This window comes from Paenibacillus spongiae (genome assembly GCF_024734895.1).
In the GTDB taxonomy this organism is placed as follows: domain Bacteria; phylum Bacillota; class Bacilli; order Paenibacillales; family Paenibacillaceae; genus Paenibacillus_Z; species Paenibacillus_Z spongiae.
Window position 1 is genome coordinate 5,598,322 of the sequence record NZ_CP091430.1, and the last position, 26,324, is coordinate 5,624,645.

Consider the following 26,324-nt stretch of genomic DNA (forward strand, 5'->3'; position numbering starts at 1 on the left):
TTTTGTCCAGCACCTTGGCAGCGCTTTGCAAAAACTTTTTCGTGCAGCCCTTCGTCTAGTCCACAGGAGGAAAAAAACCGATGTTAACCGCCTACAATTTAGGAAAAAAATATAAACAAGAATGGGCGCTCGAGCCTCTCTCCTTCCGGTTGGAAAGAGGGATGTACGGCCTGCTTGGGCCCAATGGCGCCGGGAAGTCGACGCTGATGCGCCTGCTGGCCGGACTAATGGCGCCGTCGACGGGAGAAGCCACTGTCCAGGGGGTTTCCGTCCGCAGCGGCTTGCAGGCCCGAAGCCGCATCGGCTATGTGCCGCAGACATTCCAGATGTATCCGCAGCTTACGGCCCGTGAGCTTCTCCGTCATACAGCCCGCTTGAAAAGCGGCGCCTCCCGCGCCGAGCAGGAGCGGGAAGTGGAACGATTGCTTCACTCCGTCAATCTGGAGGACAAGGCCGATCGACCCGCGCGCACGTATTCGAGCGGCATGGTCAAGCGGCTAGGGATCGCCCAAGCGCTGGTCGGCAGTCCGGACGTCATCATCGTGGACGAGCCGACGACCGGTCTCGATCCCGAGGAGCGTATCCGTCTTCGCAACCTGCTCGCCGAGACGGCTTTAAGAAGCGTTATCCTATTGTCGACGCACATCCTGGGCGATGTCGAAACGAGCTGCAAGGACGTCATTGTATTAACGGACGGTAAGCTCCGGTACAACGGTGCGCTCAGCGGGCTCGCCCGGCATGCCGAGGGAAGGCTGTGGCAGTGGGAAGCCTCCGAGCTGGAATGGCGCGCCATGGCTCAAGAGCGGCTGCTTGCCGCGCGGCGTACGGCAGACGGCGTACTGTGCAGGACGCTCGCCGACGCGCCGCCCACGCCTTACGCACAGCTTGCCGAACCGTCGATGGAGGATGGCTATTTGGCGCTCATTACCGAGCGCCAAGCCAAGCTTGCCGAATGCGCACATTAGCGCTGCAAACCGTTATGGAGCTTCGCCTGCTGCTGCGGCTGCGCTGGCCGCTGCTGCTGCCGCTTGCCGCCGGCGCCTGGATGATACTCGAGACGAGAGAAACCGGCCTTCCCGCTTCGATGGATGTCAACCTGTATGCGGCGAGCGCCCATGACTTGCTTATGATCTTCGTCCCAATGGTTCCTATCCTGCTCGGCGTTTATCTGATGCGGCGCGATACATTGAATACCGCCTACGAGTGGGGCCTTGCACTTCCCGTCACGAACCGGGTATTCATCACCAGCAAATGGATGGCAGGCTTCGTCTACAGCAGCATGTTCACCCTTTGCATTCAAGCCGCTTATTTGATCGCGGCATGGCAGCATGCACTACCATGGAAATCCGCCTTAAAGCAGATTCTGATCTATACATCCTTGTACGAGAGCTCCTTCGCCATATGCCTTGCGCTCGGTATGGTTCTAGGCGCCCTGATGCCGATGCGGTTCTCACTGCCCATCGCATTCTGCGGCTGGGTGTTCGGTACGCTGTTCGTCCCGATGTTCCTCGTCGAAGTGTTTAACTGGCATCCGGCCAACATGTTCAGTCTCAACCCGCTGGAGCTAGCAGGAGGAACAGTGAATGAGGCATGGACGTTTCAGCTCCGGGCGGAGGAATTCCGGCTGAAGTTTGCCATTAACGCGGCCTTCACCTTATTCATGCTTACCGCCGCCGCGGCCGTGCTTGCCCGTTCAAGACCGGTGCTGCGCCCCCAAATTCCGAATCTGGTGATGTGGACCGCTCTTCTGACGGCACTGGCTTCCCTCGTTCCCTATGCCGGATTGTGGGGAGTCCGCTACGAGACGATAAACGCGGTCGAGGCGGCAGCGGCGCCTCCCGAGCAGGCACAGCCGCAAGAGCCGTTCATGTTCCGGATCGACCGGCTGGCACTGGAGGTGCACCGTAACGAGGACGATCGTCTCGACCTGAAGGCGACGGTCGACCTGCCTCTGCAGAATGGAGCGCTCATCCCGGCCGCACCGGGAATAAAGAAGGTCAAGGAACATGCAGAGGGTGTTGTATCCTTCCTGCTATACCCGCGATTGACCGTTCAGTCGCTCGCCATCGACGGCAGATCCGTTCCCTTCGAGCAGAAGCGCGATCTTGTCTCTTTCGAACGCGACCTGCTCGGAACGGGCAGCGGTACCCGAACGCTCGTCTTTACCTATACCGGAACATTGCATGAATGGGAACGGGAATATACCAGACAATATTACCGTGCGTTCGTTGACGGGCGCCAAGTCTTCCTCCCCGGCTATAACGGCTGGTTTCCGATTCCGGGCGGCGACAGCTTATTATACAAGAGCTACCGCTACGCGATGAGCCGGACCGACACGCTCCAATATATGCAGGCCGATATCGATGTGAGGATGACCGGCTTTCCCGGAGATTTATTCACGACCATTCCCCCTGCTCCGGATGACGGGCCCGGTTCCAGGCACTGGTCGCAGAAATCCGCAGGCGGCCTGACCATCCTGGGGGGAAGCTTCGAAACGGTCCGCATTGACGGAGAACCCATCAGCATCGTTACTACACCCGGCAACGTGGAGGAAAGCAAGCTGTTTCTGGAAAGAATAAACGAACAGCGGATTTTCTACGAGGATTGGATCGGAGAGCCGCTGAACCGCTTGAAGCAGATCGTATATTTTCCAATGGACGATACGATGCGATGGAGCTACGGCAATAACTTGTTTATCGAAGGCCATACGCTGTTCATTAACGAAATGACGCATAACAATCTGGACAATTACAAGCTTCAGCAGGTGATGACCTATCTGCTGTTCGGCGATACGGTCAGCACGACTATGCCCGTCAATGAATGGGACGACAAGAATCAGAAGATGGCGGATACCTATTCGATCGTACAAGAATTACGGGAGGCCATCGTTCCTTATGTTTGGCTGGCGGAGTCGCTACCGGCAGATGAACGCTTGAACATGCATCATATTTCTCCGCTGCACAAGACGATGCATGAAATGATCAATAATGCGTATGCGGCAGGAAAGCAGGATCTCGTCAGACGGGTGCTGCTCCGCTTCTACGATCAAGGACTATATATTAAAGATCCATACTCGGTACCATTCCAGCCGATTCAATTCAGTGAGCATGACGGCCGGTTTAAGTTCCCGGTCATTACTTGGAAGCAATGGCTCAAGGTATGGAACGAAGAAAAGGGCAGGTGAACATCAACATGACGGATGAGGAGCTTCTTCAAGGAATGGCCGCCGGCGATCAGGCGAGCTTCGAAGCGCTCGTACACCGGTACAACGCCCCGCTATATGGGTTCCTGCAGAGGCAATTAAAGGATCCCGGGCGAGCCGAGGATTTCGTACAGGAGACGTTCCTTCGGCTGATCCGTCAGCTGAAGGAACGCAAGCCGCCTGACAATGTACAGGCTTGGCTGTACCGAGTCGCGCTTAACCTGTGCAGAGATTACTGGAAGAGCGCGCACAACCGCAATGTTCAGACTTCCTTCGCCGAGCCTCCGGAGCAGCGCGATACGACCCCATCGGTCGTCGAGCTGGCCGAACGGCAGGAAACGCGCAAGGAAGTGCAGCAATCGCTCGATTCGCTGCCGGATGTACAGAAGGAGATCATTACGCTTCGCTTCTATCAGGATCTGAAGCTGCAGGATATTGCGGACATTGTCAGCTTGCCGCTCGGTTCGGTCAAAACCCATTTGTATAACGGATTGCGAAAGTTAAAATCACGGCTACACCCCGACACGATCGTCGCGGCGGATGCCAAAGGAGGCGGACGGAAGTGACTGTACCAAAGGATAATGAGCTTCAAATGCTGGAAGATGAGCTGCGTACACCACTGTCCCAGCTGCTGACGGGAACCGTTTCGCCTTACGACACGGCGCGGTTAATCCGGGCGCTTCAGCCCGCCTTCGACGAGCTGAAGCAGGCGAGCGAAGAAGAGCGGTTCGTCAACCGGAATACGGTTAAGGCAGCACGCCCTTCGATTATCCGGTTAGTCCGTTCGCAGCTGTCATCCTATTCGCGAATGTACTGGCTTGCGAGCCTTCTCATCTTCGGCATGCTGCTGCTCCTGCTGCCGACCAGCCAAGGGGTTTCCGCCCGTTCCGTGGGGGATATATTCTCCATTGTGCTTCCGGCACTGCTTCTCGCTTCGCTGGCCTACAGCTTCCGCACTTGGAATAAGGAAATGCGGATGATCGAAACGATAACGCCCTACCCGCCCGCGCTGCTGCTGATCGTCCGGACGATGATTGTCATCAGCCTCAACCTTGTGTTCGGCATGATCGGTTCGATCTACATGAATATGAAGGTCGAATCCTTCCCGATGCTTGCATTCGTGCTCCAGTGGCTCTCGCTGCTGCTGCTGCTGAGCGGAATTACCGCTTACGTCCTAATGTGGAAAGGCTTCAAGCTCGCCTTCACATTCGCCGCGGCATTCTGGATCGGTTGGAACGGGCTCATGCTGCGGATTCTTCCCGCCTTGGAGCTGTCGAACAGCAGATATTTGGCCGAGCTGCAAGGCTCTGCGGTCATCGCGGGCTTGCTGCTTCTGGCTCTCGCATACAAACGAAGCTACGGCACGCGTCTGCTGCCTTAATCACGAGGTGGCGGCCCAAAATAAAGGAGAGAACTAGTCATGCTGGAGCTTCATAAGGTTCAATGGCGCCGAGGCGGTTCCGATTTCCGGCTCTCCGTACCGCGGCTTACGCTGAAGCCGGGGATTACCCTGCTCGTTGGACGTAATGGGGCAGGGAAATCATCGCTGCTGCAGCTGCTGGCGACGGCCCAGTTCCCCCTTGAGGGGGAAATCCGATACGACGGATTAACTGCGGAACGCGATTTGCCTATCATTCGATCCCAGATCGGCTTTGTGCCGACTGGGATCGAGCTTTACGAGCAGATGAAGACAGTCAAGCTGCTTCATTATTTGTCCGAGCTTAAAGGAGGCGCCACAAGCGAGGAGCTTGACCGGCTCATGGAGGACTTCCACCTGACCGCTTACCGCTCGTCCAAGATCAAGACGCTTCCGCAGGGGGTTCGCCAACGAATCGCCCTTGCGCAAGCATGGATCGCCTCGCCTGCTTACATCTTTTTGGATGAACCGCTTAATGCGCTTGATTCCCTCGAAAGACTTCACTTTACCCGGTTCGTTGCTTCGCATTCGCGGGGACGGACGATCATCGTCTCGACGCATGAGCTGAACGAATGGGAAGCATGGGCGGATCACGTGCTCTGGTTCGATGCCGGTACGCCTCAATTTCACGGCACCATGGAGGAATGGATCGAGGGCTTGCCGCTGTCGGTGTGGGAAGGATTAATCGATGCCGATATGTATCGCGAGCTCGACCCCGCCCGCATTCTCCAAATCCGCAACGAATCCAACTTCTTCCGGGTACGGATATTGGGCAGCGGCTCTCCGCCTGCTCCACAGTTCGTGCAGCAGCCGATCACGATGGAGGATGCATACTTCATCCGCTGCCGTTCACTAGCCCAGACGTTCGCGGCCGGCTGACGCTTTCGCTGAAGTTGCAAATCAAGCCGCGCCCTATTACAATCGAAACTGAACTTATCCTAGACCGTTTCCGGTCAGATTTATATAGCTAGCGAAGGAGGGCATTACGTCAGTGGATACTTATATGCTTGCGGAATTAACCATCCGGCAATTCGATGAGTCGACCAAGCTCATTTTCTCGGGTGCTCAGCTGGTTATCGTGACCGATACCGGCTCCCGGTTATGGTATATCGATATCGACGGAATGACTCAAACCTCATTGCTGCGGTCTTTTAACGAAAGCGAGAATATTCGCGTCGAGCTGACGGCCGTTACGGCAGGCGGACGGGCCTTCGAAGGGACCGGATATTTGCATCCGAACGTTCAGCATCATGCAGCCGCGATCCGCGGCGAAGGCGAGCTAGCGGGTTTCAAGTAATCGCATCGCAACAATGAATAAAGGCAGCTCCAGCGGCATAAGCCGACCGGTGCTGCCTTTATGATATAGTAGATTGCTTTTGGCCTATTCTTACCGGCCCTTTGCCGCATCCAGCGTGTACGCAACCAGCTCGGTCAATTCCATATGCTGCAGCTCCTCTAACAGCTGTCTGGACGTATCCGATCCCCGCCTCTGCTCCTGCCTTGCAATGCCATCTGTGAATGCCGCCGAATTCCACCTGCCCTGCTTCGTCACCGCTTCCAGCATCTCCCGAATCTCCCCTTCCGGAAGCTGCTCCAGATTGGCTTCGGCGCGCAGCCAGGAGCTGGCCCGCTGCTGCAGTCTGTCCATAACCGGATGCGCGCCGGCCTGGCGGAACCAATACTTGGCGTTGGAATAGTCGCGTTCCATCCGGTGCATCAGACCGTGCCAGTATCCGCCCGTTGGATCATGCTCGATTAATTGCGCATAGGAATGCGAGATGTCCAGGCTATCGTTCCATAGATGAAGGCCTGCCTTGAGAGCGATTGCTTCCGCAGTATCGGCATTCGGCAAGCGAATTGCTGCGATTTCTTGATCGAGCGCCTCATCCCAAATCCGGTTAGGCGATAACGATTGAAGCGGCTTTCTCGTTCGCAGCCGTTCAACAATTTGCATGATGCGTTCATCCATCCTTCATTCACCTCTTGATCGCTATATAATGCCAGTCTACTCGAACCGCCCTCCATTGTATAGCGAATACACGAAATTAGATATAACATTCAATCCATCGCTCGGATAGGAGAAAACGCCTGCGGCTGCAGACGATATCCCGTATTTCCTATTATGAGGCCGCGGTTTGAAGATCGCAAAAAACCGCCATTCTTAGCAAGGCTAAGACATGGCGGTGAAAGCAAACGCAAGCTCCGGTGAATTTTGACTGCCGGATGAACATGACTGCGCCTTTCACTCTAGACGCATCATTATCTCTTATCGCGAATCGGTCAGATAAGCGCGAAGCACTTGCTCAACATGCGTGAGATGGGAGCGCATGCCTGCATCCGCTCCGGCTGGATCCCGGTCCGCCACCGCTTGGTAGATGGCCGTATGCTCCTCCAGAAGCTGGAGCGACACCTGCTTGTTGCCATACAGCTGAATGCGGCGCGCTTCGCGAATCGCGGCCTCCATCTGCGAGGAGATCGTATCGAGAAGACGGACCATAATTGAATTATGCGTAGCCTTCGCGAGCAAGCGATGAAACTCGATATCGGACGCTTCGCCGAAGGCTTCGTCTCCAAGCCGCTCCTCCATCGACTTCAGCAGCTTGCGGAAGGCAGCGAGATCCTCTTCCGTCCGGCGATTCGACGCGATAGCCGCATTGGATGCCTCAAGCGCAATGCGCGCCTCCATCAGCTCGAAGATCGCCTCCCGGCTTAGCAGCAGCGTATCGAAGCTCGGCATCCGGATCTCCGAAGATTCGACCGACCTCACAAAGCAGCCTTCACCGTGCCGGATTTCAATCAGTCCCATCGCTTTCAACGCACTGAGCGCCTCGCGCATGGTGGAACGCCCCACTTGAAATTGCTCCGAGAGCTCCTTCGTCGAGGGAAGCTTGTCGCCGCTCTTCCACCCGCCTTCAATAATGTGCTGCTTCATCTGGTCCGCGATTTGCTCATAAATTTTGCGCGTCGTAATTTTCGAGAATGCCACCAGCTTCCCTCCATTCCTTGAAACACTAAAGACCCGTTATCCGCTACTCTTCTTCCGGGTTATCATTCACGATCGTATTATATCACGGGAACGAATATCATTTTGAAAAAAAGCTGCCCCGGCGGAGCAGCCTTCTTCAAGGCTCTGCTCGGTCGGAACAGCCTCATGTTCAACCGCTTCCTGCTTCTAGGAGCTGTGGGATACTTCCGGCGTCGTCAATTTATCGTAGAAATCGACAGACTTGTCCTTGTCGGCGGAGTTGCGAAGCGCCATCGCCGAGCGCGGATGCTCGTCCAGCATTCCCGTGATCATGTACGGGATGATGTAGCCCCATTCTTCCTTCTCGCGAAGCGGAATCATGTACTTCTCGATCATATCCAGCACCGGACGCACGTTATACTTGGTGCCCTTCAGATTAGCGGCAAGAAGCTCCGTGCAGCAGTTGCCTGCAGCGCGTCCCATGCCGTATACGGATGCGTCAAGCAGCTCGACGCCCTTCTCGGCGGCAAGAAGCGTATTGGCAAACGCCAGCTGCATATTGTTATGCGCGTGGATGCCCAGGCGCTTGTTCGGCAGATGCGTCTTGAACTTGTCCACCAGGTAATTGAAGTCGTTCGGATTCAGGCTGCCGTAAGAGTCAACGATGTAGACTACGTCAACGACGCTATCGCTGATCAGCTTAAAGGCTTCAAGCAGCTGGTTGTCCATGACGTTGGACAATGCCATAATGTTGATGGTCGTCTCGTAGCCGCGGTCATGGAAAACTTGAACCAGCTCAAGCGCCTTCTCCACGTCCTGAATATAGCAAGCGACGCGGATCAGGTCGATCATGCTTTGGTCGCGGGGCAGAATGTCGTTCTCGTCGACACGTCCGATATCAACCAGCGCCGAGAGCTTCGTATTCAGCTTCTGAGGGATGACCGTGCGCAGAAAATCATCGTCCAGAAAACGCCATGGACCTGCCGATTCGGCGCCTTTCAACAGCTTTGGCGAATTTTTATATCCGATTTCCATATAATCGACGCCAGCTTCGTTCAAGGTATTATAGAGATGCTGAACGAACTCCACGCTGAAATCCCAGTTGTTCACGAGCCCGCCGTCGCGAATCGTACAGTCGACAATCTTGCAATGTGTAGTTTTCGAATTCATGCGAATGATTGCTCCTTCTGAATGACCATTTTTCTTTTTCTCACCATCATACTTGAAATATGGCTCGAACGCAAAGCTTTCTTGTCGGATTTTCGGAGAAAAGCGCCTCCGAAAAAGCTGCTGAAAACCGGGCGGAATCAAGAAAAAGACCGCCAAATCGGCGGTCATCTGATCCTGCAAGAACCTGTAATCTAAGATGTGTCATTTAAGCAACAAATTAGAAGAACGGTACCGTGCTTTCTTTAAATCGCATTGAGCTCCATTTGGTCGTCGTCATCGCGATTGAACGCCTCCCGGTCGAATTCCCCTTCGGACTTGCCCACGATCAGAGCGGAAACGGTCGTTCCCGTAGCATTGACAGCCGTACGGCCCATATCGACGATGGCATCGATCGCAAGAACAAGACCCAGACCTTCAAGCGGCAATCCGAGCGCCGTCAGCACGACGGTCGTGGAGATCGAAGCCGGGCCAGGAACGCCGGCTACCCCGATCGAAGAGATCATACTGACGACTACGATCAGAATATAATCCGATATATTGAGGGAAATGCCGTATACCTGCGCGACGAAGATCGCCACCACCGCCGGCCAAACGCCGCCGCAGCCGTTCATGTTCATCGTTGCGCCGAGAGGGGCGACGAAGCTGGCGATACGAGGCGATACCTTCATCCGCTTCGTAATGACCTCCAGATTGACAGGGAGCGTCGCATAGCTGCTGCGCGTTGTGAATGCGACGGCAATCGTCGGATAAGCTTTGCGCAAGAAGCGCAGCGGGTTGATCTTGACGACGAACGTCACCAGCCCGAAGAAGGTAATGATGAAATGGAGGGCCAGCGCTACATAGGTTGCTATAATAAGCGCAATGAGCGGCTTTAACGTCTCCCAGCCATACTTGGCCGCCATGGATCCGATTAAGGCGTAGACGCCGTAGGGCGTCAAACGGATGATGTATTTGGTAACCTGATGCATAACCTGCGTCAAGGAGTCGATGAACTTCTTGACCGGCTCGACCGCCTCCGGCTTCTTCCCTGCGAGATGAACGATCGCGATCGCCAGGAAGATCGCGAAGATGAGGACAGGGACGACTTTGCCGTCGGCCATATCACTCACCGGATTGGAAGGCACCAGATCGAGAATCACCTGCGAAAAGGTCGGAATCTCACGGGCCTTGAAATCTTCCGGAACGGCCTGTTCGATGCCTGTGCCCGGATTGATTGCCAGCGCCACAAGCAGCCCGATTAAAGCCGCAATCCCCGTCGTCACAAGGAAGAGGGAGATCGTCTTAATCCCGATCTTGCGAAGCTGCCCCAGGCTGGATATGGAGGTAATGCTCGATATGACTAAGACGGATACGAGCGGAATCACGAGCATTTTGATTAAATTGACGTAAATCGAACCGATTGTGCCAATGCTTGTCGCGTCCGTTCCCGTCGCATTGAGAATAATGCCTGTTATAAGCCCGATGCCGAGCGCGAGCAGGACTCGATAACCAAAATTGACGCGTTTCCGGGCAAGCCAGAAGAGAAAACCGATTACTATAATCGAGATAAGCAGGCTGATCCAGTTCGTCTGAAACGCATGCACCAGATTATTCTCCATGATGACCATCTCCTTTAATTCCAATCTGTCTACTATACTTTATTGATACTAAGTAATATTCTCGTTTATGTCAACAGATTTATTTTACCCAAATTTGGTTCATACCCTTCATAAAAAAACTTATTCCAATATGAAGACGCTGAATCAAATTTCATTTATTATGTAAGGAGAAGCATTTTTTCCATTCCTTTCTTGTACAACCATCCAATAGAAAAAATTGACCTCATTCGGTGTTCCTCGCGCTAAAAAAAAGACCGGCCCTAAGTCTAGTTTTGCTTCCATCTCTGGTACGTGTCGGGCAGGCAATCTCTGGCGTATGCTGGTAATAGTCAATTATTGGACGGCTTTTATATATTATGTACCGGAGGAATCATACAATGACACATGAGAGAAGGATATATGTTTTATTAACCGATACGGGAACGCTGTTTACGAGGATGATCCGTATGGTGACCCGGTTTCCGCTTAATCACGCATCCATCGCGTTCGACAGCGATTTGAAGCAAGTATACAGCTTTGGACGCAAAAACCCGAACAATCCGCTCATTGGCGGATTCGTCAAAGAAAATGTGTACGATGAATGGTTCGACAATGCCCAGTGCGCCGTTTTCAGCTGCATGGTCGATGCCAACGTCTATTATCAGATGCAGGAGCAGATGGAATGGTATGAGCGCAACCAGGAAAAGTACAAATACAACCTGCTCGGCTTGTTCGGCGTCGTCTTTAATAAAGAAATCGAACGGTCGAATGCCTACTTCTGTTCCCAATTCGTCGCCACCGTCTTCGAGAAGAACGGCCTGGCTTTGGCGGATAAAACGGCCGGTCTCGTGACGCCGGGCGATATCTGTCAATCGAAATCGCTGCAATTGGAATATATCGGCGTGCTGCGCGATTACACCAGCCTAGTCCTTAACGAATCCTCCTTCGTCAGAACAGCCTAAGACCGTTTCACCGCCGGGGCTGCTGCAGTCCAGGCCTCCGGTTCCTCATCCTGTTATGCACCCGCCGCAAGTCCACTCCAGCACAAGCGAGCCAGTACGAGCCCCTTCATAAGGCAGGCCTCATACTGGCTCGCTGTCGCAATTCTTCAGACTCCCTGCTCTAACGCTCATTCTCTATTGCCTGGAAATAACTCGCGCAGAAGGTCCGGAAGCTCCGTGCTTTGGCGTGTCTCGGAGTCCATTGTAACGCATGTCACGAGCGCGTCTGCGCATCGTTCTCCACGGTCGTTCACAATCTCTTGCCGCAATACATAGCTGGTTCTGCCAGCCCGCTCCGGTTCGGTTGTAATCGCAAGGCGGTCCCCTTGGCGGCATTCCCTCCGGTAATTGATATTAATGTTGACGGTGACGGTTTGGATGCCCATCTGCAGGAACACATCGTAGTATAATCCCGCTTCCTCATACCAGGCTTCCCGCCCCCACTCCAAATACTCCAGGTACTTCGCATTATTGACATGGCCGTTCACATCGATCTCCGTCGAACGCACAACAATGTCCATGGCTGATTTCTTCATCGCGTCTTCCCCATTTCTGCTCCTTATACTGCTGCCCGGTTCTTCTAATCATGCCTTCGGGTGAATCATATCCTCCGCACGCACGACTTCATCGAACTTCTCCGGCGTAATGAGACCGCTCTGTACGGCGGCTTCCCGCAGCGTAATGCCCAGCTTATGCGCCGTCTTCGCGATCGTAGCCGCATTCTCGTAACCGATGTGCGGATTGAGCGCCGTCACGAGCATTAAGGAATCGTTCAGGTGCCGCTGAATCGTCTCGCGGTTAGGTTCGATGCCAGCCGCGCAGTGCTCGTCGAAAGAACGGATCGCATCCGAGAGCAGCCTGGCGGATTGCAGAAAGTTATGAATAATCACCGGCTTGAACACGTTCAGCTCGAAATTGCCTTGGCTTGCGGCAAACCCGATTGCGGCATCGTTGCCCATCACTTGACAAACGACCATCGTGAGCGCTTCCGACTGCGTCGGATTCACTTTGCCCGGCATAATGGAGCTGCCCGGCTCATTCTCCGGAATCCGGATTTCGCCGATGCCCGAGCGCGGGCCGCTGGCCAGCCAGCGCACATCGTTGGCTATCTTCATCAAGTCGGCGGCAAGCGCCTTGAATGCGCCATGAACGAATACGAGCTCATCATGGCTCGTCAGCGCATGGAACTTGTTCGGCGCGCTCACGAAGGATATTCCCGTCAGCTTGCTGATCTCCTCCGCCGCCCTGTCGCCGAATTCCGGATGGGCATTGAGCCCCGTCCCTACCGCCGTCCCGCCGATCGCAAGCTCGCGCAGCTCCTCGCGGCTGCTGCCGATGTTCCGCTCGGCCTTCTCCAGCATGCGAACCCATCCGCTAATCTCCTGCCCCAATGTGAGAGGGGTCGCATCCTGAAGATGGGTGCGGCCGATCTTCACGATGCCGGCGAAAGCTTGGCTCTTGCCGGCAAGCGTCCTCTTCAGCTGCGCGACAGCCGGCAGAACGAGCTCTTCCACGCTCTTGAGCGCAGCGATATGCATCGCTGTGGGGAAGGTGTCGTTCGAGCTTTGCGAACGGTTGACATCATCATTCGGATGAATGGCGCCTTCGATGCCCGCTTCCTTCATAAGCTGTCCCGCACGCCGCGCGATCACCTCATTCACATTCATATTGGACTGCGTCCCGCTGCCGGTCTGCCAGACGGCAAGCGGAAATTCGCCATCCCATCGGCCGTCCAATATTTCGTCGGCCGCAGCCGCAATCGCGGATGCCTTCGCCGCATCAAGCTTGCCGAGCGATTCGTTAGCGAGCGCGGCGCTTTTCTTCAGATAAGCGAATCCGCGGATTAGCTCGATCGGCATTTTCTCCGTTCCGATTTTGAAATTTTGCAGGCTCCGCTGTGTTTGCGCGCCCCAAAGGCGGTTCTCCGGCACCTGTATCTCACCCATGGAATCTTTCTCGATCCGATATGTCATGCCATACTCCTCCTATCATTTGTCATGCGGCATCCCATTTGCCTGCAGCTTCAAAATTCATTGTGCCCCGTTCATTCCGTTCCAACCGAATGCCATGAAACTTCATACCGCCGTTTCCATTACCCCTCACCGGAAGTTCGAAACGTAATATGAATATCCAGCACTTCGCTGCGACTTCCGATCCGAACCGGAGGCCCCCATGTGCCGAATCCCGAGGAAACGATGGCATGGAGCCGGCCGACGCGGAGATATCCCCAATCAAGATCAAACAGCCGCCGGGTAATCCAATGATTGGGAGCCATCTGTCCCCGATGGGTATGGCCGGAAAGCACCAGATCGGCGCCAGCCTCGGCCGCCATCTTATAGCCGTACGGTTGATGATCGAGTACGATAACGGGTTGTGAGCGGTCCAGGTCATGGAGCAGCGAAGCGATCGGAAGCCTGCCTGCCTTGGTCCCTTCGGCCGCTTTGTCCGCACGGCCGGCAATGTAGAGGCTGCCGGATACATGAACCGTGCGGTCAACCAGCACCTCAATGCCGATCGCACGCATACGCTCGATATATTCGGGAATATGACCGCCGTAATACTCATGGTTGCCTAGCGAAGCATAGACGCCGAGCGGCGCTCGCAGCTCCTTCATTACATCGGCCATATTCTCGCGGATGAACGGATCTATGCTGTCGTCGAGCACATCTCCTGGAAGAAGAATAACATCCGGGCGAAGTCCGTCGATTACGCTGACTAGCCGCCTCAGATGACGCTTGCCGACAATCGTCCCCAAGTGCAAGTCCGAAGCGGCCGCGATGCGAAGCTCGCGGTAAGGACCGGACTGCTTGTCGATCGTAATGTCGTATCGCCGGACGATCGGACGCCAGGCATTGAGTGATCCCCACAGCATAAGCAGTACAAGCATTGCGACGACGAACCATCCGACCAGCAGGACGGATGCCCGTGCATCCATACCTGCCTGGCGAAGCAGCCAAGCCGCCAGATCACCGGCCGGAATAAGAATTAGCGAATAGAAGAGCAGAGCCATTCCGTAAGCGCCGATTAGCTTAAGCCAAGTGTAGATTCGATAAGGAAGGAAGCGCTGCAGCAGCATAGCCGCCAGATAGGATAAAGCGATGAGGCCATAAGCAATCCAATAAATCGTCATGAAAGCCGGCGAGAGAACGGTTCCCCAGAATAAAGAACCGTTCCAGCCGATCAGGACATTGAGGCCGAGAAATACAGTAAGAAAGAAAACAGCCGATAATAGCATGCGCATGCTCATCTGTCCGAACACTCCTTATATGATAGGTTCCATACCCACCATCTTCGCACAAATCGGGCGCCGAGGGAATCTCACCTTGCTTGCCGCATGCTGCCGTTTTCTATTCCCGCAACCATCATGCCGGCATAAAAAAGAAGCTGCTCAAAAGCCGATCGCTTTCGAGGGCAGCTTCTCTCATCTTAGTACGAAGCCGGGTAAGCTTTTACCCATGTATGATCCTTCCGCATCTGTTCATCATTCTTCAAAAAATACTTGTAGCCGACGGTTCCAGCACGATCCGGCACGGGATCGTCCCATGTCGCATCCAGGTGATACCACTTTCCGTCAAGCTTCACCAGGTTCCAGACATGGCTTCCCGTGTCGACCTCGCCTTCGATGATGCGGTTCTCGATGCCGGCCTTCTCGAGCATCCGGTACATGAGCAGCGTATAGCCCTGGCAGACGGCGCTCCCAAGGTTCAGCGCCTCATAGGCTGTATACCTGGAGAGGGACTGATCGTATTCCACGTTCGTCACGACCCAATCGTGAATCTTCTTCACCTTATCGCGGACGGTCATTCCCGGCTGCACTATACCGGATAATACCTCACCGACCCGTTCATCAACCAGACGGGATTGTTCCAACGTCTCGCGGTAAGTTACGGCCAGCTTGATCTTGGCGGACAACCCCCAGGTGCGTACGGTATAAAAATAGGAATCTACAATATAAGCAATATAGTCGTCGGCCGATACCGCTTGGCGGAGCAGCTCGGCAAGGCTTTTGGACAACTCCGACTTATCCCCGTTATAGGTCACGTTAATTTCGGTCTGCTGCTGTGCAAGCTGGGCTGCGATATCCATCTTCAACTGCTCCATCGGAGCCATATCCGTCGATCGCGCTTGCACCTGCACAACTCGGAATTCCGAGCCGATCCCCAGTGTAAGGACAATAGCCACCAATAGTAACTTTGCAAACAACTTATACACGGTTTGCCTCCCGAACACTTTTTTCTAATTAAACTTCATTATATCGAATGAGACTTCCGGAATAAAGCCATTTATCAAAATGCTGGAATTCACATGATTGTATCCTCTTTCGAGCAAGTTTATGGAATGAGAGTAAGATTTTCGGTCATCGGACAACATACGAAGGAGCAAACGTTTGGAAAGGCGGCGAGGAAATGATGAACGAAGATCAACAGCATTCAAGTCAGACGCTGACGACCCGGCAGGGCCATCCTGTCACGGATAACCAGAACATTCGGACCGTCGGGGACCGCGGCCCTAGTACGCTGGAAAACTACCATTTCATCGAGAAGATCACGCATTTCGACCGGGAGCGCGTACCCGAACGCGTCGTTCATGCGCGCGGCGCGGGTGCTCACGGCGTGTTTGAGGCTTATGGAACGGCAGGCAATGAACCCGTCTCTGCCTATACGCGGGCCAAGCTCTTCCAGGAAGCCGGAAAACAGACACCGGTCTTCGCCCGCTTCTCCACCGTTATTCACGGCACGCATTCGCCCGAGACGCTGCGGGATCCGCGCGGCTTCGCGATCAAATTTTATACCGAGGACGGCATCTGGGACTTGGTCGGGAACAATCTCAAAATCTTTTTTATCCGGGACCCGCTGAAGTTCCCCGATATGGTCCATGCGTTCAAGCCGGATCCCATCACGAACGTGCAGGATATGGAGCGCTTCTTCGATTTCGTATCCATGAGTCCGGAATCTACCCACATGATCACCTTCCTCTTCTCCCCTTGGGGCATTCCGGCGAATTACCGGCAGATGCAGGGGTCGGGCGTCAATACATACAAATGGGTAAATCAGAACGGCGATGCCGTACTGGTCAAGTATCATTGGGAGCCGATCAAGCAGGGGATCAAAAATTTGCTGCAGCGCGAAGCCAATGAAATACAGGCACTTAATTTCAATCATGCCACGCTGGACCTCTATGAAGCGATCAAGCGGGGCGAATATCCCGAATGGGAGCTAAGCGTGCAAATCATGAGCGATGGCGAGCATCCCGAGCTAAGCTTCGATCCGCTGGATCCGACCAAGCTCTGGCCGCAAGAGCAGTTCCCCTTCCTGCCAGTCGGGAAGATGACCTTGAACCGCAATCCGGACGATTACTTCACGGAAGTGGAGCAGGCCTCCTTCGGAACCGGGGTGCTGGTCGACGGGCTGGATTTCTCGGACGACAAGCTGCTGCAGGGACGAACCTTCTCCTACTCGGACACCCAGCGATATCGTGTCGGGACGAACTATTTGCAGCTTCCGATCAATGCGCCGAAGGCGAATGTCGCAACGAATCAAAGCGGAGGCCAGATGCTGTACCGTCCGGACCGCGCGCCAGGGCAGAATCCCCACGTGAATTACGAGCCTTCATCATTGGGAGGCTTGCAGGAGGCAGCGCGGCAGGGGAACGAGCATAAGCCTCACTATGATGCCGACCTGACCCGACAGGCAATCGGCCGGACGAACGACTTTCAGCAGGCCGGCGAGACATACCGCGCCTTCGAAGATTGGGAGCGGGACGAATTGATCGCCAATCTGGTCGATGCCTTGCGCGTATGCAGCAGCGGAATCCAGGAACGAATGATCCGGCACTTCTCGGAGGCTGATGCCGATTACGGAAGGCGGGTCGAGAAGGGGCTTGTGCAAGGGGGACACCGTAAGATCAAGAGCGGGCAGACGGACCCGGAACAGGCCGTCGATTTATCGAAACGCATGGGCCGCGAAGCAGATCCATATTAATAAGGAATGCCGCAGGCTGCGCCTGCGGCATTCCGGTGTATGGCCTTTCGGGTAGAAGCATTCATGCCGGTCTAAACAGCCAGTAGAACAAATAACAAATCACAAATACGATGATTAACGCGGTCGATACGGCAGACAGGAACGTGAAAAATCTTCTGTACCTGATTTCTGACGCGGCGGCCTCATTCTCCTGATTCGGTGGCGTCTTTGTGACTGTCATGGGTTTCACCCCTTCATGCTGCGTGATGGAGCAAGCTAATTGCTCGTTCTGTACACGACCAGAATCGTACTCCTCTGCTGCCCCGTGCCGTTCAAAGTCGCCTTCATGACCGATCCATAACAAATATTAACGACTTGACTTTCATCCAGCGTTGCCAGAAACTGATTGACCTTGTTCTCAGCAAAGGAGTTATCCGTGTCGACGAATTCTTTCACTTGAATCATACAATCATCCTCCGATCTTTTTTGCGTTCATCCATTAATTGTAAAAAGCCAGCAAAAATAGATCAAGGCACCCCGCAAGATGACGGAATGCCTATGAATAGTCATGGTACCATTACAGGAAACCAATGTCAATCCTATTAAACAATACCATTAATTCTCATTATATATCGGGGCATATTTAATACCTTCAACATTAATTTTAATGACGCCCGAAGGAATATCGAGTTCATGGCTCTGCATGACTTTCGACAGCAGTAATTTTCTCCCGATCGGGGAGAGAAACGAAATCCGGTTCAAATCGGGCTGCGCTTCATTCGGAAAGACGACCGTATAGCTTTCACAGGAGTCGTCGTCCTCATAACGGAGCTTCACCTGACTTCCGATCAGAACGGTTGAGTGTAGCGTTGTTTCGTTAAAGTCCGAAACGATGTGTTCGAGCTCCTTGCAATAGGACGTCAGCAGCCGCTCCATGCCGGCTCTCTCTTTACTTTGATCGCTGAAATACTGTTCCAGGAACTTGGCTTTCTCTTCGTCAAAGTAAACGAGCTGGTTGATCAGCTGTGTCTTCGAACCGGTTAAACTATGGTTCATAGTAGATTTCCCCCCCAACACGCTGCACGCTTCCAACATCTTTTCTTAACGATCGCATTGTGAATCCCTCCCATAGAAATAGAGGCCTCCGGTTGAAGGAGGCCTTTCAGATATAGTAACAAATATAGTTCCCGATTCCAATATGGAATTGGGCATGCTTGACTCGAAAACGGCGTTAAAAGCTGCTAAACCTGTTGTCTATCTATATTGAGCCATATAGAGGCACTACCTCTTATACAGAACAGGGAAATACTCGTTTGCAAACGGCTGACCCTTGACTGGACGCGGACCGAGCAGCCTGACATTTTCATGCCGCTGAACGCGCGGGCGGTAGCCGGTTCCCTGCGGCATCAGATGCGCAACAACGGACAGGCGCGGCTCATTCGTCCGGTTAACGCCGGAGCCATGGAACGTCAGACCGTGATGAAAGCTCGCCTGGCCCGCTTTCAAGATGCACGGCTCCTCGATCCACTCCCGGTCACCGGCATATTTCTCTTTCAACTCTTCCATGTTCTGATTGAAGAATCCGTCGCTCTCCGGAACGAGTCCCCAATGGTTGGAGCCCAGAATCGTCATCATGGCGCCATTCGAAATATCGGTATCCTGCAGTGCGATCCATACGGTAACCATGTTCGAATTGTCCGAGCTCTGCCAATAGCCATAATCCTGATGCCAGCCGACATTGCCGTCTCTTGTCGGCTTATCGCCGACGCCCGGCTTGTAGATAACCTGATCGTGCCAAAGCCGGATTTCGTTCGTATCGAGCAGATCGGCCGCCAGCTCGCCGATGAACGGATCGGTAACGACGGTGCGGACTTCGTCGTTGATCCACCAGCCGTTATCGAACTTCCGTATGGCATCCGGATTCGGATGAAGGCGGAAGTAATTCATCGGCTCGCCGTCGCCATCCCAATCCCCGCTCCATATGCGGTCATGCGCGCGGCGCAGCCGCTCAATCTGATCGTCATCGATCAGCTTCGGGCTAATCCAATAGCCGTCTCTTTCGAAAATTTCCTTGTCCTGCGGCGTAATTTTGTATTGGCGCTCTGCCGGTATGCTCATATGATCTTTTCCTCCCGAAAAATAAATAAAATAATCCTATCTAAACGACCTCTGTCGTCATCTCTCTCATACAAAATACCGCAGAACGCCGTTCCTTGACGTGTCTCTGTTTACGAAAGAGTATTAGAAACATACAATAGATAGAGAAACATATTGCGATTGGAGATGATCAGCTTGCCGGACGCTCAAGACGCTCCCGGAATGAATGCCCCTTCGAAGGAGGCTGCCGGCGGACAGACCGCCCGTTGGACGTATACGACCGATGACAACGGCCCTATACCGTTCGTGCCCGAGTTCGTAATGATGGGATGCGACGACATTCGTAAAGCGATTCCGCTCGACGATCACGTCCATAACGGCTGCTTCGAGTTCGTCCTTGTCGAGCGCGGAATCGCGAGCTGGGAACTGGAGGGGAAAGTATACCGGACTCAAGCGGGGGATGTCTTCCATTCGAGGCCCGGCGAGCTGCACCGGGGCGGCTTCAATATTATCGAGCCGTGCAAATTATGGTGGCTGATTCTGGAGGCGCCTCATCATAACGGATGGCTGCAGCTTACCCCGGCGGAAAGCCGCTGGGTTGAGCAATCGCTCGCCGCACTCCCCCGGATAGTCCACACCGGATTGAAGCCGGTTGAATCCTTTAAGTTAATTCGCAGGGGACTCGACCAGCAGAATGAGGCCGTGCGATCAATGACGGTCCGGCACGCCATCCACGACCTGCTGATGAACCTATTTCAGCCGACCGGATCCAGAGCAGCCATCGCCGAAGATCTGCTCCGGAATTTCGATCTCCTGATCGCCAGAATGAAGCGTGAGCCGGAATGGCGCCCTTCCGTACAGGAGCTTGCGGATGCCGTTGGCGTCAGCCAGTCCCACTTCTACCACACCTTCCAGGAATATACCGGGCAGCCGCCGATTACCTTCATCGAACGGCTTCGCATCAAAGAAGCCTGCAGAAGGCTGACGGAAACGGGCGATACCGTAACGAACATTACGCACAGTCTCGGCTACCCGTCCAGCCAGCATTTTGCCACCGTATTCAAACGTTTCATGGGGGTTACCCCGACCCAGTGGCGTACCCGCAAGTAGTCACGGGCACTTCCTGTATCACTCGTGCTATAACTTATGCAGCAGCAGGTCCAACGGCTTGAATATCATGGATATCCACTCCGACGGTCCCTTCATATTCGGGAAGCAGATCAGGAGGATGGCAATCAGCCAGCCTCCCGACGTAATCATGAGGAACGCAGCCTTCTCCTTCCAATATTTCATCCCCCGCCAGTTTGCCAAAGTAATGAATGCGGCTGCGCACGTGATCGCCAGCAGTTTAACGATGATCATCGTTTCACCTCGTCTTCATTCCATCCGGCAGGCAGCGTGCGCTTGCCCGGACTTACCATATGGGGTGCAATCTCGTAGTTCACCTTAACTTGCGGATAAAGCTCTTTCCAACGATTTTTCGCTTTGTTCCAGCTCTTCGGATACTTTCGGTGAAAGGCCTCCCCGAAGCCGAATATATCGGCCTTCAGCTCCTTCTGAACCAGCTGCAGCGTTTCGTTCATTCGCTGCTCAATCTCGCGCTTTAACTGTTCCTCCAATTTCCGGGTCTCCTTCCGGCTTAACACATCCAGCTTGGATGTGTTCTGAATGAGGAGATAATCGGCATCGGCCTTGACCGTGATCTCCCAGCTGTCCTTCTTAATCGACGGGGCAATCTTCGATTTCCCTCGAATGAGGCGCACGGAAATGTAACCTTCCTCCTCGTCCGGCTTCACGGTCGTGGTCGAGTATCTGATTTCATTCCGCAGCCAGAGAATGCCCTGGGTAATATTATTATCGGCAAATCCGGCCAGCTTGCCCTCCCGGAACACGGCGCTGCCGACAAGAACCGGATGGGTCTGGTTTGGCTTCTGGCCTGGGGATGGCGGTAGAATATCAATGGCAGGGGCGGCCGAACTGCCTTTCGAACGGGCAAGCATGATGATGAACTTGCCCAGCTCCAGCGCGAGCCCCACCTTGATCCCTTCAAAATCCTCAAGCGCTTTGGCCGAGCTTCTTCGAATCTGCGGCATTAATGCAAGAACGTCCTTCGCCTTCTTATGGCTGATATAGATAAGGGTGCTGGCACGGATTTGAGGAACGCGAAAGATATAATCCAGATGTCCGCGGACATCTTTGCGAGCGGCCTCTTGTCCGATAACGAGCACCTCGCTCTGGCCCCAAAATAATCGCCGGGGCACCTTCTCTTGAAGGCTCGCCACTGCGGCCGCAAAATTAACGCCGGAAGCAGAGACGACCATCGTAGCCGGAGTCTGGCCCGGCTGGCCTCCTTGTCCCATGCTGGAACCGGATCCCCCGCTTTGAGAAGGGGCAAAGATTTGAACGGACAGCTCAATCAAATCATCTGATTTCTGATCGATACCGACTGCGGTAATGGTTGCCAAATCGTTCACCTCTACCCGATCCCAGCACCCGGACAGCAGAGAAGCAAGGAGGCTTATACTAAGCAGCAGCGCTCCTCCTTTCCATATTCGCCAAACACCGTTCATCCGGCCATCTTCCTCCTTGCGAGCGAAATCAGCAGCAAAGCGGCAGGAACAGCGATCTGCAGAACAAGCAAATAAGAGGGAAGCGACACATCCATAAACCTTATTAACTCTTGAAGCCTCGGGTCTCCCCATTGGCTGATCACCACAATCAGGAAAACAACCGGCATCACCAGCGGCTGATAACGCGGAAGCCCCAGCCATTGCGACGTCCCGATAATCGAGACATAGCTGAACATGGAAAATTTAATAAAGGTTCCTGCCACCCAGAAGAACATCACCAGCGATTCCAGATGCTGAAAAAAACCGGCGACGCTTATCGATCGCGTTATGCCCAGCAGCGGATAGACGTTGCGTCCGGATTCCTCGCTCCCCATGAACATCAGGGATGCCATATTAACAAGAACAAGCGTAACCATGACGGCTAGCAGGGCGACCATGCTTGATTTCACTTTCAAATGCTTGTCGTGCATATAAGGAAGAAGGAATGACAGCAAAAAAAACTCGCTGTACCATGCTTGGACCGAGATGGAACCCCTAAGCGACGGCCCCGCTCCATGCTCAAACATCGGCAGCATCTGCTGCGGTTGAATCTTTGGCGTGATGAGAACGATCGTAGCGAAGAGCAGGAGATACGCAATCGGCGTTAATAAAGTAGCCGTTCTGGCGATCACCTCGATCCCGCCGCGGGCATTGAATGCGCAGAGCAGCGCGAAGCTGCCTATGATTACGATGATAGGGGTGCGCATGTAAAAGTTGTTCACAAGAAAATAACCATATTCCTTCAGGATTAGACTGGACAGATGGATGTAGAACAACAGGTAGATCAGACCGACAAGCTTTCCGAGTATACGGCCCAGAATGTGGTTGCTATATTCAATGACCGTTTCTTGCGGATACCTCTTGCCGAGCATAATCGCAAGAAAGATGCTGATTCCACCGCTAAGCAGCCCCCAAATCGGAGACAGCCACATATCCCTGCCGGCATGCATGGCCGTAATGGCCGGAAGCGACAGAATCGCGGTGGCCGTAACGGTCGAATACATGATCATCCCCATTTGCAGCGGACTGATCCTTCCTTTTTCAAGCACTTAGCTTCGCCTCCTATTCCGGCTTCTTACGCGATGGCTTCAAGTTCGCCGCTTCTCGATATTCATTCATCCTTCCTGCAATACGGGGGCGTGTGAGCATCCTCCACCAAGGGGCCCGGACCAGCACATCCTTCATATCCTTGGAGACTACGGGCGCAAGCGGCGCCATATAAGGTACGCCGAAGGAGCGCAGCGAGCAGAGATGGATGGCAATGGCGATAATCCCCATAATTACGCCTAGCAATCCAAGCATGCCGGCCAGCAGCATGATCGGAAACCGCAGCAGCCGAAAGGAAAACCCGATCGCGTAATAAGGCACCATGAAGGATGCAATCCCTGTAAGGGCGACAACCATCACCATCGGTGACGATACGATGCCCGCCGCGACTGCGGCTTGGCCGATCACGAGTGCCCCGACGATACTAACCGCAGATCCCACCTGCTTCGGGAGCCTGACGCCCGCTTCCCGCAATGCTTCGAAGGCAATCTCCATGATAAGCGCCTCGACAATCGCCGGAAATGGAATCCCCTCTCTCGAGGAAGCGATGCTGAAGTAGAGAGCGGCAGGCAGCATCTCCTGGTGATAAGACAGGATCGCCACATACAACGAAGGAAGAAGCATCGAAATGCCAAGAAACACATACCTCAGCCAGCGTATCGGCGTGCTATAGAGGTATCGATCGTAATAATCGCCCGGTGATTGCAATAATGCGAATAACGTGATCGGAACAATGAGCACGAAGGGGGTTCCGGCAACGATGAGAACAATTCTGCCTTCAAGCAGATAGGCGGCGGCCACATCCGGCCGCTCCGTAGCGAGCGACTGAGGGAATGGCGAATACGGCTGGTCTTCGATCAGCTCTTCGATATAGGACGTTTCCAGGACGCTGTCGATCTTTATTCTGTTGATTCTCGATTTCACTTCTTCCACAAGCTTCGGATCCGCGATTCCCTCGATATAGGAAAGAATGACTTCCGTATTTGTGTAATCTCCAAGGTGAAGTGCGTGCATCTTCAGCTTGGAGCTGCGGATTTTGCGGCGAATCAAGGTTAGATTGACCGAGAGCGTTTCGGTGAATCCTTCGCGGGGGCCGCGGACAATAGACTCTGCTTGAGGCTCCTCGATGTTTCGCTTCTCGAGCTTCGTTACGCCCAAGGAAACCGCCTGCCGCTCGCCCTCGATCAGCAGAACAGGCTTGCCTTGCAGAATATGCTCGTCGCATTCGGCGAGGGTCGTTAACAGCTTCACTTCCGTAACCGGGAGCATCGCTTCGATCAAGCTCGGTATGCCATCGGAAATCGACAAGCTGCTCTGCATAAGCGGGGCGAGCACGAACTCGCCGATCTGCTCTTTGTCCACAAAGCCGTCCAGATATAACAGAACGGCGCTTAACGTCCCGCCTATTTTAAACCTGCGGAATACAGCATCGGCACATTGGCTGTAGCATTCTTGAAGCATGCGGACATTATGGTCCAAGTTGTTCGTAAGGGGCTGTTTCTTGGCCTGCTGCCCTCGTGGGTCTGCTTGCCCGCCGCCATTCTGATCGATGCGGGCTTCAGAGCGTTGTTTGAACCGCCGCATGACATGTCGCATAGGCTCGCCCCCTGTTGGATAGTGCTTCTATTTTGACCAAATTTATGGAAAATTATTTACTTGTTCCAAGGTGACGCCCACCCCGTCGCATGGAATGAAAAAGAAAAGAGCCGTGCCTCCCTTACGGAAGGGAAACCGGCTCTTCTCTCTGAATAACAACTGGCTATTGTCTCTCGTCCCTGCGCGCTTCCGCGGGGGTGCACCGTTATGATGATCTAAGATCCGTAACGCACCAAGGCATAATTCTTCTTGCCGCGGCGCAAGACGACGTACTTGCCGTGCAGCCTTTGATCCGCCTTGATGACCGAGTCGATCCCGCTCTGCTTACCGCCGTTGACATACACGGCTCCGCTCTCGATATCCTGCTTCGCTTGGCGGCGGGAAGGCGCAAGTCCTGCGGCCACAAGGAGATCGATCAAGCCGGTCTCCTCTTGTTCGTCCAGCAATGTCGTCGGCATATCCTGCAGCGCCTCGACAAGCTCGTCTTCGCTTAACTGCGTCACATCGCCGGAGAACAGCGCTTGCGTAATTTTTTCCGCGCTAACGACGGCATCCTCGCCATGGACAAGCCTGGTCACTTCACGGGCAAGCTCCCGCTGCGCGGCACGCTTCTCCGGCTGGTTCTTAAGCTCGGATTCCAGCTCCTCGATCTGCTCGCGGGTTAAGAAGGTGAAATATTTCAGAAACTTGATGACATCGTTATCGTCCGTATTGATCCAGAATTGATAGAATTGGTAAGCGGACGTCTTGCTGCGGTCGAGCCAGATTGCGCCGCTCTCCGATTTGCCGAACTTCTTCCCGTCGCTCTTCGTAACAAGCGGCATCGTCAGCCCGATGGCATGGCCTCCGCCCATCTTCCCGATTAAATCCAGACCGGCCGTAATATTGCCCCATTGATCGCTTCCGCCGATCTGCAGCGAGCAGCCGTATTCTTCGTGCAGCTTATGGAAGTCATATGCCTGCAGAACCATGTAGCTGAACTCGGTGAAGGAGATGCCCTGCGACAGTCTCGAATCGACGGAATCCTTCGCCAGCATGTAATTGACCGTAAAGTTCTTTCCCACATCGCGCAGGAACGTAATGACGTCAAGCGGCGCAATCCAATCGTAGTTGCTGACCAGCTTGGCTGGGTTCTCGTCCACTTCGAAGTCGAGAAAGCGGGACAGCTGACGCTTCAGGCTGTCGGTCCACTGGGCCACCGTATCCGTCGTATTGAGGGAGCGCTCCGTAGAACGTCCGCTCGGATCGCCGATCAGGCCCGTGCCTCCGCCGACAAGAGCAAGCGGAATATGTCCGGCCATCTGGAACCGGCGCAAGCAGAGAATCGGCAGCAGGCTGCCTATATGGAGGCTGTCGGCCGTCGGATCGAAGCCGCAGTATAGAACAATGCGCTCGTCTGAAAGCTTCTTAAGCAGACCGTCGCGGTCGGTGATTTGATAGATTAGACCCCGATATTCCAGATCGTCCAGCAAATCGGCGTTTATTGCGTTTACGGCTTCATTCGTCATTGAAAATTACTCCTCACATCGGATATAAAATTTGATTCATTTATACCCTTTTTCGCGTCATCGTGTCAATTTATTGCCTATGAGGCAAATTCATATCGAATCCGGGGCATCCATGCAGCCTGCTTTCATGAACGTTATATTCTGATGAAGGCCGTTCATTTCGAGAGGATTTTGT

General features: G+C 54.0%; 26 protein-coding genes. 9 read left to right on the forward strand and 17 right to left on the reverse strand.

The genetic code is table 11. From position 1 onward, the window contains the following. The first annotated feature begins 80 nt into the window (after nucleotides 1-80). The 6 genes from L1F29_RS25400 (at nucleotide 81) to L1F29_RS25425 (ending at nucleotide 5,916) form a co-directional block, all read left to right on the forward strand. Nucleotides 81-965 (forward strand): ATP-binding cassette domain-containing protein, encoded by an 885-nt coding sequence (locus tag L1F29_RS25400; protein WP_258384818.1) that lies wholly within the window; start codon nucleotides 81-83, stop codon nucleotides 963-965. Then, a complete protein-coding gene (locus L1F29_RS25405; protein ID WP_258384819.1) occupies nucleotides 953-3,184 on the forward strand; it encodes an ABC-2 transporter permease family protein in 2,232 nt (743 codons plus the stop codon). Before L1F29_RS25400 ends, L1F29_RS25405 begins: the two co-directional genes overlap by 13 nt. Further along, nucleotides 3,160-3,768, forward strand: a complete 609-nt coding sequence (locus L1F29_RS25410; protein ID WP_258384820.1) for an RNA polymerase sigma factor — start codon at nucleotides 3,160-3,162, stop codon at nucleotides 3,766-3,768. The genes L1F29_RS25405 and L1F29_RS25410 overlap by 25 nt, the downstream gene beginning before the upstream one ends. Next, entirely contained in the window at nucleotides 3,765-4,583 is an 819-nt protein-coding gene (locus L1F29_RS25415; protein WP_258384821.1) for a hypothetical protein, read from the forward strand. Before L1F29_RS25410 ends, L1F29_RS25415 begins: the two co-directional genes overlap by 4 nt. Nucleotides 4,584-4,622: 39 nt before the next feature. Beyond that, complete coding sequence (locus L1F29_RS25420; RefSeq protein WP_258384822.1) at nucleotides 4,623-5,498, forward strand: ATP-binding cassette domain-containing protein; 876 nt, start codon at nucleotides 4,623-4,625, stop codon at nucleotides 5,496-5,498. Nucleotides 5,499-5,610: 112 nt separating this feature from the next. Next, complete coding sequence (locus L1F29_RS25425) at nucleotides 5,611-5,916, forward strand: hypothetical protein (RefSeq protein WP_258384823.1); 306 nt, start codon at nucleotides 5,611-5,613, stop codon at nucleotides 5,914-5,916. Between the two features lie 90 nt (nucleotides 5,917-6,006). Here L1F29_RS25425 and L1F29_RS25430 read toward each other — a convergent pair whose 3' ends face one another. From L1F29_RS25430 to L1F29_RS25445, 4 genes are all read right to left on the reverse strand, one after another. Continuing rightward, nucleotides 6,007-6,588: a hypothetical protein gene (locus L1F29_RS25430; RefSeq protein WP_258384824.1), complete on the reverse strand. Its 582-nt coding sequence runs from the start codon at nucleotides 6,586-6,588 to the stop codon at nucleotides 6,007-6,009. 297 nt (nucleotides 6,589-6,885) lie between these two features. Beyond that, on the reverse strand, nucleotides 6,886-7,605 hold the full coding sequence (locus tag L1F29_RS25435; RefSeq protein WP_258384825.1) for a FadR/GntR family transcriptional regulator: 720 nt from the start codon (nucleotides 7,603-7,605) through the stop codon (nucleotides 6,886-6,888). Nucleotides 7,606-7,791: 186 nt separating this feature from the next. Then, on the reverse strand, nucleotides 7,792-8,754 hold the full coding sequence (locus tag L1F29_RS25440) for an aldolase catalytic domain-containing protein (protein WP_258384826.1): 963 nt from the start codon (nucleotides 8,752-8,754) through the stop codon (nucleotides 7,792-7,794). Nucleotides 8,755-8,996: 242 nt separating this feature from the next. After that, nucleotides 8,997-10,352: a dicarboxylate/amino acid:cation symporter gene (locus L1F29_RS25445; RefSeq protein ID WP_258384827.1), complete on the reverse strand. Its 1,356-nt coding sequence runs from the start codon at nucleotides 10,350-10,352 to the stop codon at nucleotides 8,997-8,999. 377 nt (nucleotides 10,353-10,729) lie between these two features. On the opposite strand from L1F29_RS25445, the gene L1F29_RS25450 reads away from it, so the two are divergent. Further along, nucleotides 10,730-11,293: a C40 family peptidase gene (locus tag L1F29_RS25450; RefSeq protein WP_258384828.1), complete on the forward strand. Its 564-nt coding sequence runs from the start codon at nucleotides 10,730-10,732 to the stop codon at nucleotides 11,291-11,293. 167 nt (nucleotides 11,294-11,460) lie between these two features. On the opposite strand, the gene L1F29_RS25455 is transcribed toward L1F29_RS25450, so the two are convergent. The 4 genes from L1F29_RS25455 to L1F29_RS25470 all read right to left on the reverse strand — a co-directional run bounded on the left by L1F29_RS25455 (nucleotide 11,461) and on the right by L1F29_RS25470 (nucleotide 15,544). Continuing rightward, nucleotides 11,461-11,868, reverse strand: coding sequence for an acyl-CoA thioesterase (locus tag L1F29_RS25455; RefSeq protein WP_258384829.1), 408 nt, complete (start codon nucleotides 11,866-11,868; stop codon nucleotides 11,461-11,463). A 48-nt stretch (nucleotides 11,869-11,916) separates the two neighbouring features. Then, a complete protein-coding gene (gene fumC / locus L1F29_RS25460) occupies nucleotides 11,917-13,305 on the reverse strand; it encodes a class II fumarate hydratase (protein WP_258384830.1) in 1,389 nt (462 codons plus the stop codon). Between the two features lie 119 nt (nucleotides 13,306-13,424). Beyond that, nucleotides 13,425-14,579, reverse strand: a complete 1,155-nt coding sequence (locus tag L1F29_RS25465) for a metallophosphoesterase (RefSeq protein WP_258384831.1) — start codon at nucleotides 14,577-14,579, stop codon at nucleotides 13,425-13,427. Between the two features lie 179 nt (nucleotides 14,580-14,758). Then, nucleotides 14,759-15,544: a transglutaminase domain-containing protein gene (locus L1F29_RS25470; protein ID WP_258384832.1), complete on the reverse strand. Its 786-nt coding sequence runs from the start codon at nucleotides 15,542-15,544 to the stop codon at nucleotides 14,759-14,761. 194 nt (nucleotides 15,545-15,738) lie between these two features. Between L1F29_RS25470 and L1F29_RS25475 the strand changes: the two genes are divergently transcribed. Next, nucleotides 15,739-17,313, forward strand: coding sequence for a catalase (locus tag L1F29_RS25475; RefSeq protein WP_258384833.1), 1,575 nt, complete (start codon nucleotides 15,739-15,741; stop codon nucleotides 17,311-17,313). A 61-nt stretch (nucleotides 17,314-17,374) separates the two neighbouring features. Here the strand turns inward: L1F29_RS25475 and L1F29_RS25480 are convergent, their stop codons facing one another. The 4 genes from L1F29_RS25480 to L1F29_RS25495 form a co-directional block, all read right to left on the reverse strand. Continuing rightward, nucleotides 17,375-17,533 (reverse strand): hypothetical protein, encoded by a 159-nt coding sequence (locus L1F29_RS25480; RefSeq protein ID WP_258384834.1) that lies wholly within the window; start codon nucleotides 17,531-17,533, stop codon nucleotides 17,375-17,377. A 35-nt stretch (nucleotides 17,534-17,568) separates the two neighbouring features. After that, a complete protein-coding gene (locus L1F29_RS25485; protein WP_258384835.1) occupies nucleotides 17,569-17,757 on the reverse strand; it encodes a sporulation protein Cse60 in 189 nt (62 codons plus the stop codon). A 150-nt stretch (nucleotides 17,758-17,907) separates the two neighbouring features. Further along, entirely contained in the window at nucleotides 17,908-18,348 is a 441-nt protein-coding gene (locus L1F29_RS25490; protein WP_258384836.1) for a GreA/GreB family elongation factor, read from the reverse strand. Nucleotides 18,349-18,573: 225 nt separating this feature from the next. Further along, nucleotides 18,574-19,410, reverse strand: a complete 837-nt coding sequence (locus tag L1F29_RS25495) for a phytanoyl-CoA dioxygenase family protein (protein WP_258384837.1) — start codon at nucleotides 19,408-19,410, stop codon at nucleotides 18,574-18,576. 174 nt (nucleotides 19,411-19,584) lie between these two features. Here L1F29_RS25495 and L1F29_RS25500 point away from each other — a divergent pair, with 174 nt between their 5' ends. Then, nucleotides 19,585-20,499, forward strand: a complete 915-nt coding sequence (locus tag L1F29_RS25500) for an AraC family transcriptional regulator (RefSeq protein WP_258384838.1) — start codon at nucleotides 19,585-19,587, stop codon at nucleotides 20,497-20,499. A gap of 27 nt (nucleotides 20,500-20,526) precedes the next feature. On the opposite strand, the gene L1F29_RS25505 is transcribed toward L1F29_RS25500, so the two are convergent. The 5 genes from L1F29_RS25505 to tyrS form a co-directional block, all read right to left on the reverse strand. Further along, nucleotides 20,527-20,751 carry a hypothetical protein gene (locus tag L1F29_RS25505; RefSeq protein ID WP_258384839.1) on the reverse strand — a complete coding sequence of 75 codons (225 nt, stop codon included), beginning with the start codon at nucleotides 20,749-20,751 and terminating at the stop codon, nucleotides 20,527-20,529. Next, on the reverse strand, nucleotides 20,748-21,959 hold the full coding sequence (locus tag L1F29_RS25510; protein ID WP_258384840.1) for a Ger(x)C family spore germination protein: 1,212 nt from the start codon (nucleotides 21,957-21,959) through the stop codon (nucleotides 20,748-20,750). The genes L1F29_RS25505 and L1F29_RS25510 overlap by 4 nt, the downstream gene beginning before the upstream one ends. Beyond that, the gene (locus tag L1F29_RS25515) at nucleotides 21,956-23,047 is read right to left on the reverse strand and encodes a GerAB/ArcD/ProY family transporter (protein WP_258384841.1); all 1,092 of its coding nucleotides are present in this window, start codon (nucleotides 23,045-23,047) and stop codon (nucleotides 21,956-21,958) included. Before L1F29_RS25515 ends, L1F29_RS25510 begins: the two co-directional genes overlap by 4 nt. A gap of 13 nt (nucleotides 23,048-23,060) precedes the next feature. Next, nucleotides 23,061-24,641 carry a spore germination protein gene (locus tag L1F29_RS25520; protein WP_258384842.1) on the reverse strand — a complete coding sequence of 527 codons (1,581 nt, stop codon included), beginning with the start codon at nucleotides 24,639-24,641 and terminating at the stop codon, nucleotides 23,061-23,063. A 215-nt stretch (nucleotides 24,642-24,856) separates the two neighbouring features. Further along, complete coding sequence (gene tyrS, locus L1F29_RS25525) at nucleotides 24,857-26,149, reverse strand: tyrosine--tRNA ligase (RefSeq protein ID WP_258384843.1); 1,293 nt, start codon at nucleotides 26,147-26,149, stop codon at nucleotides 24,857-24,859. Nucleotides 26,150-26,324: the final 175 nt, after the last annotated feature.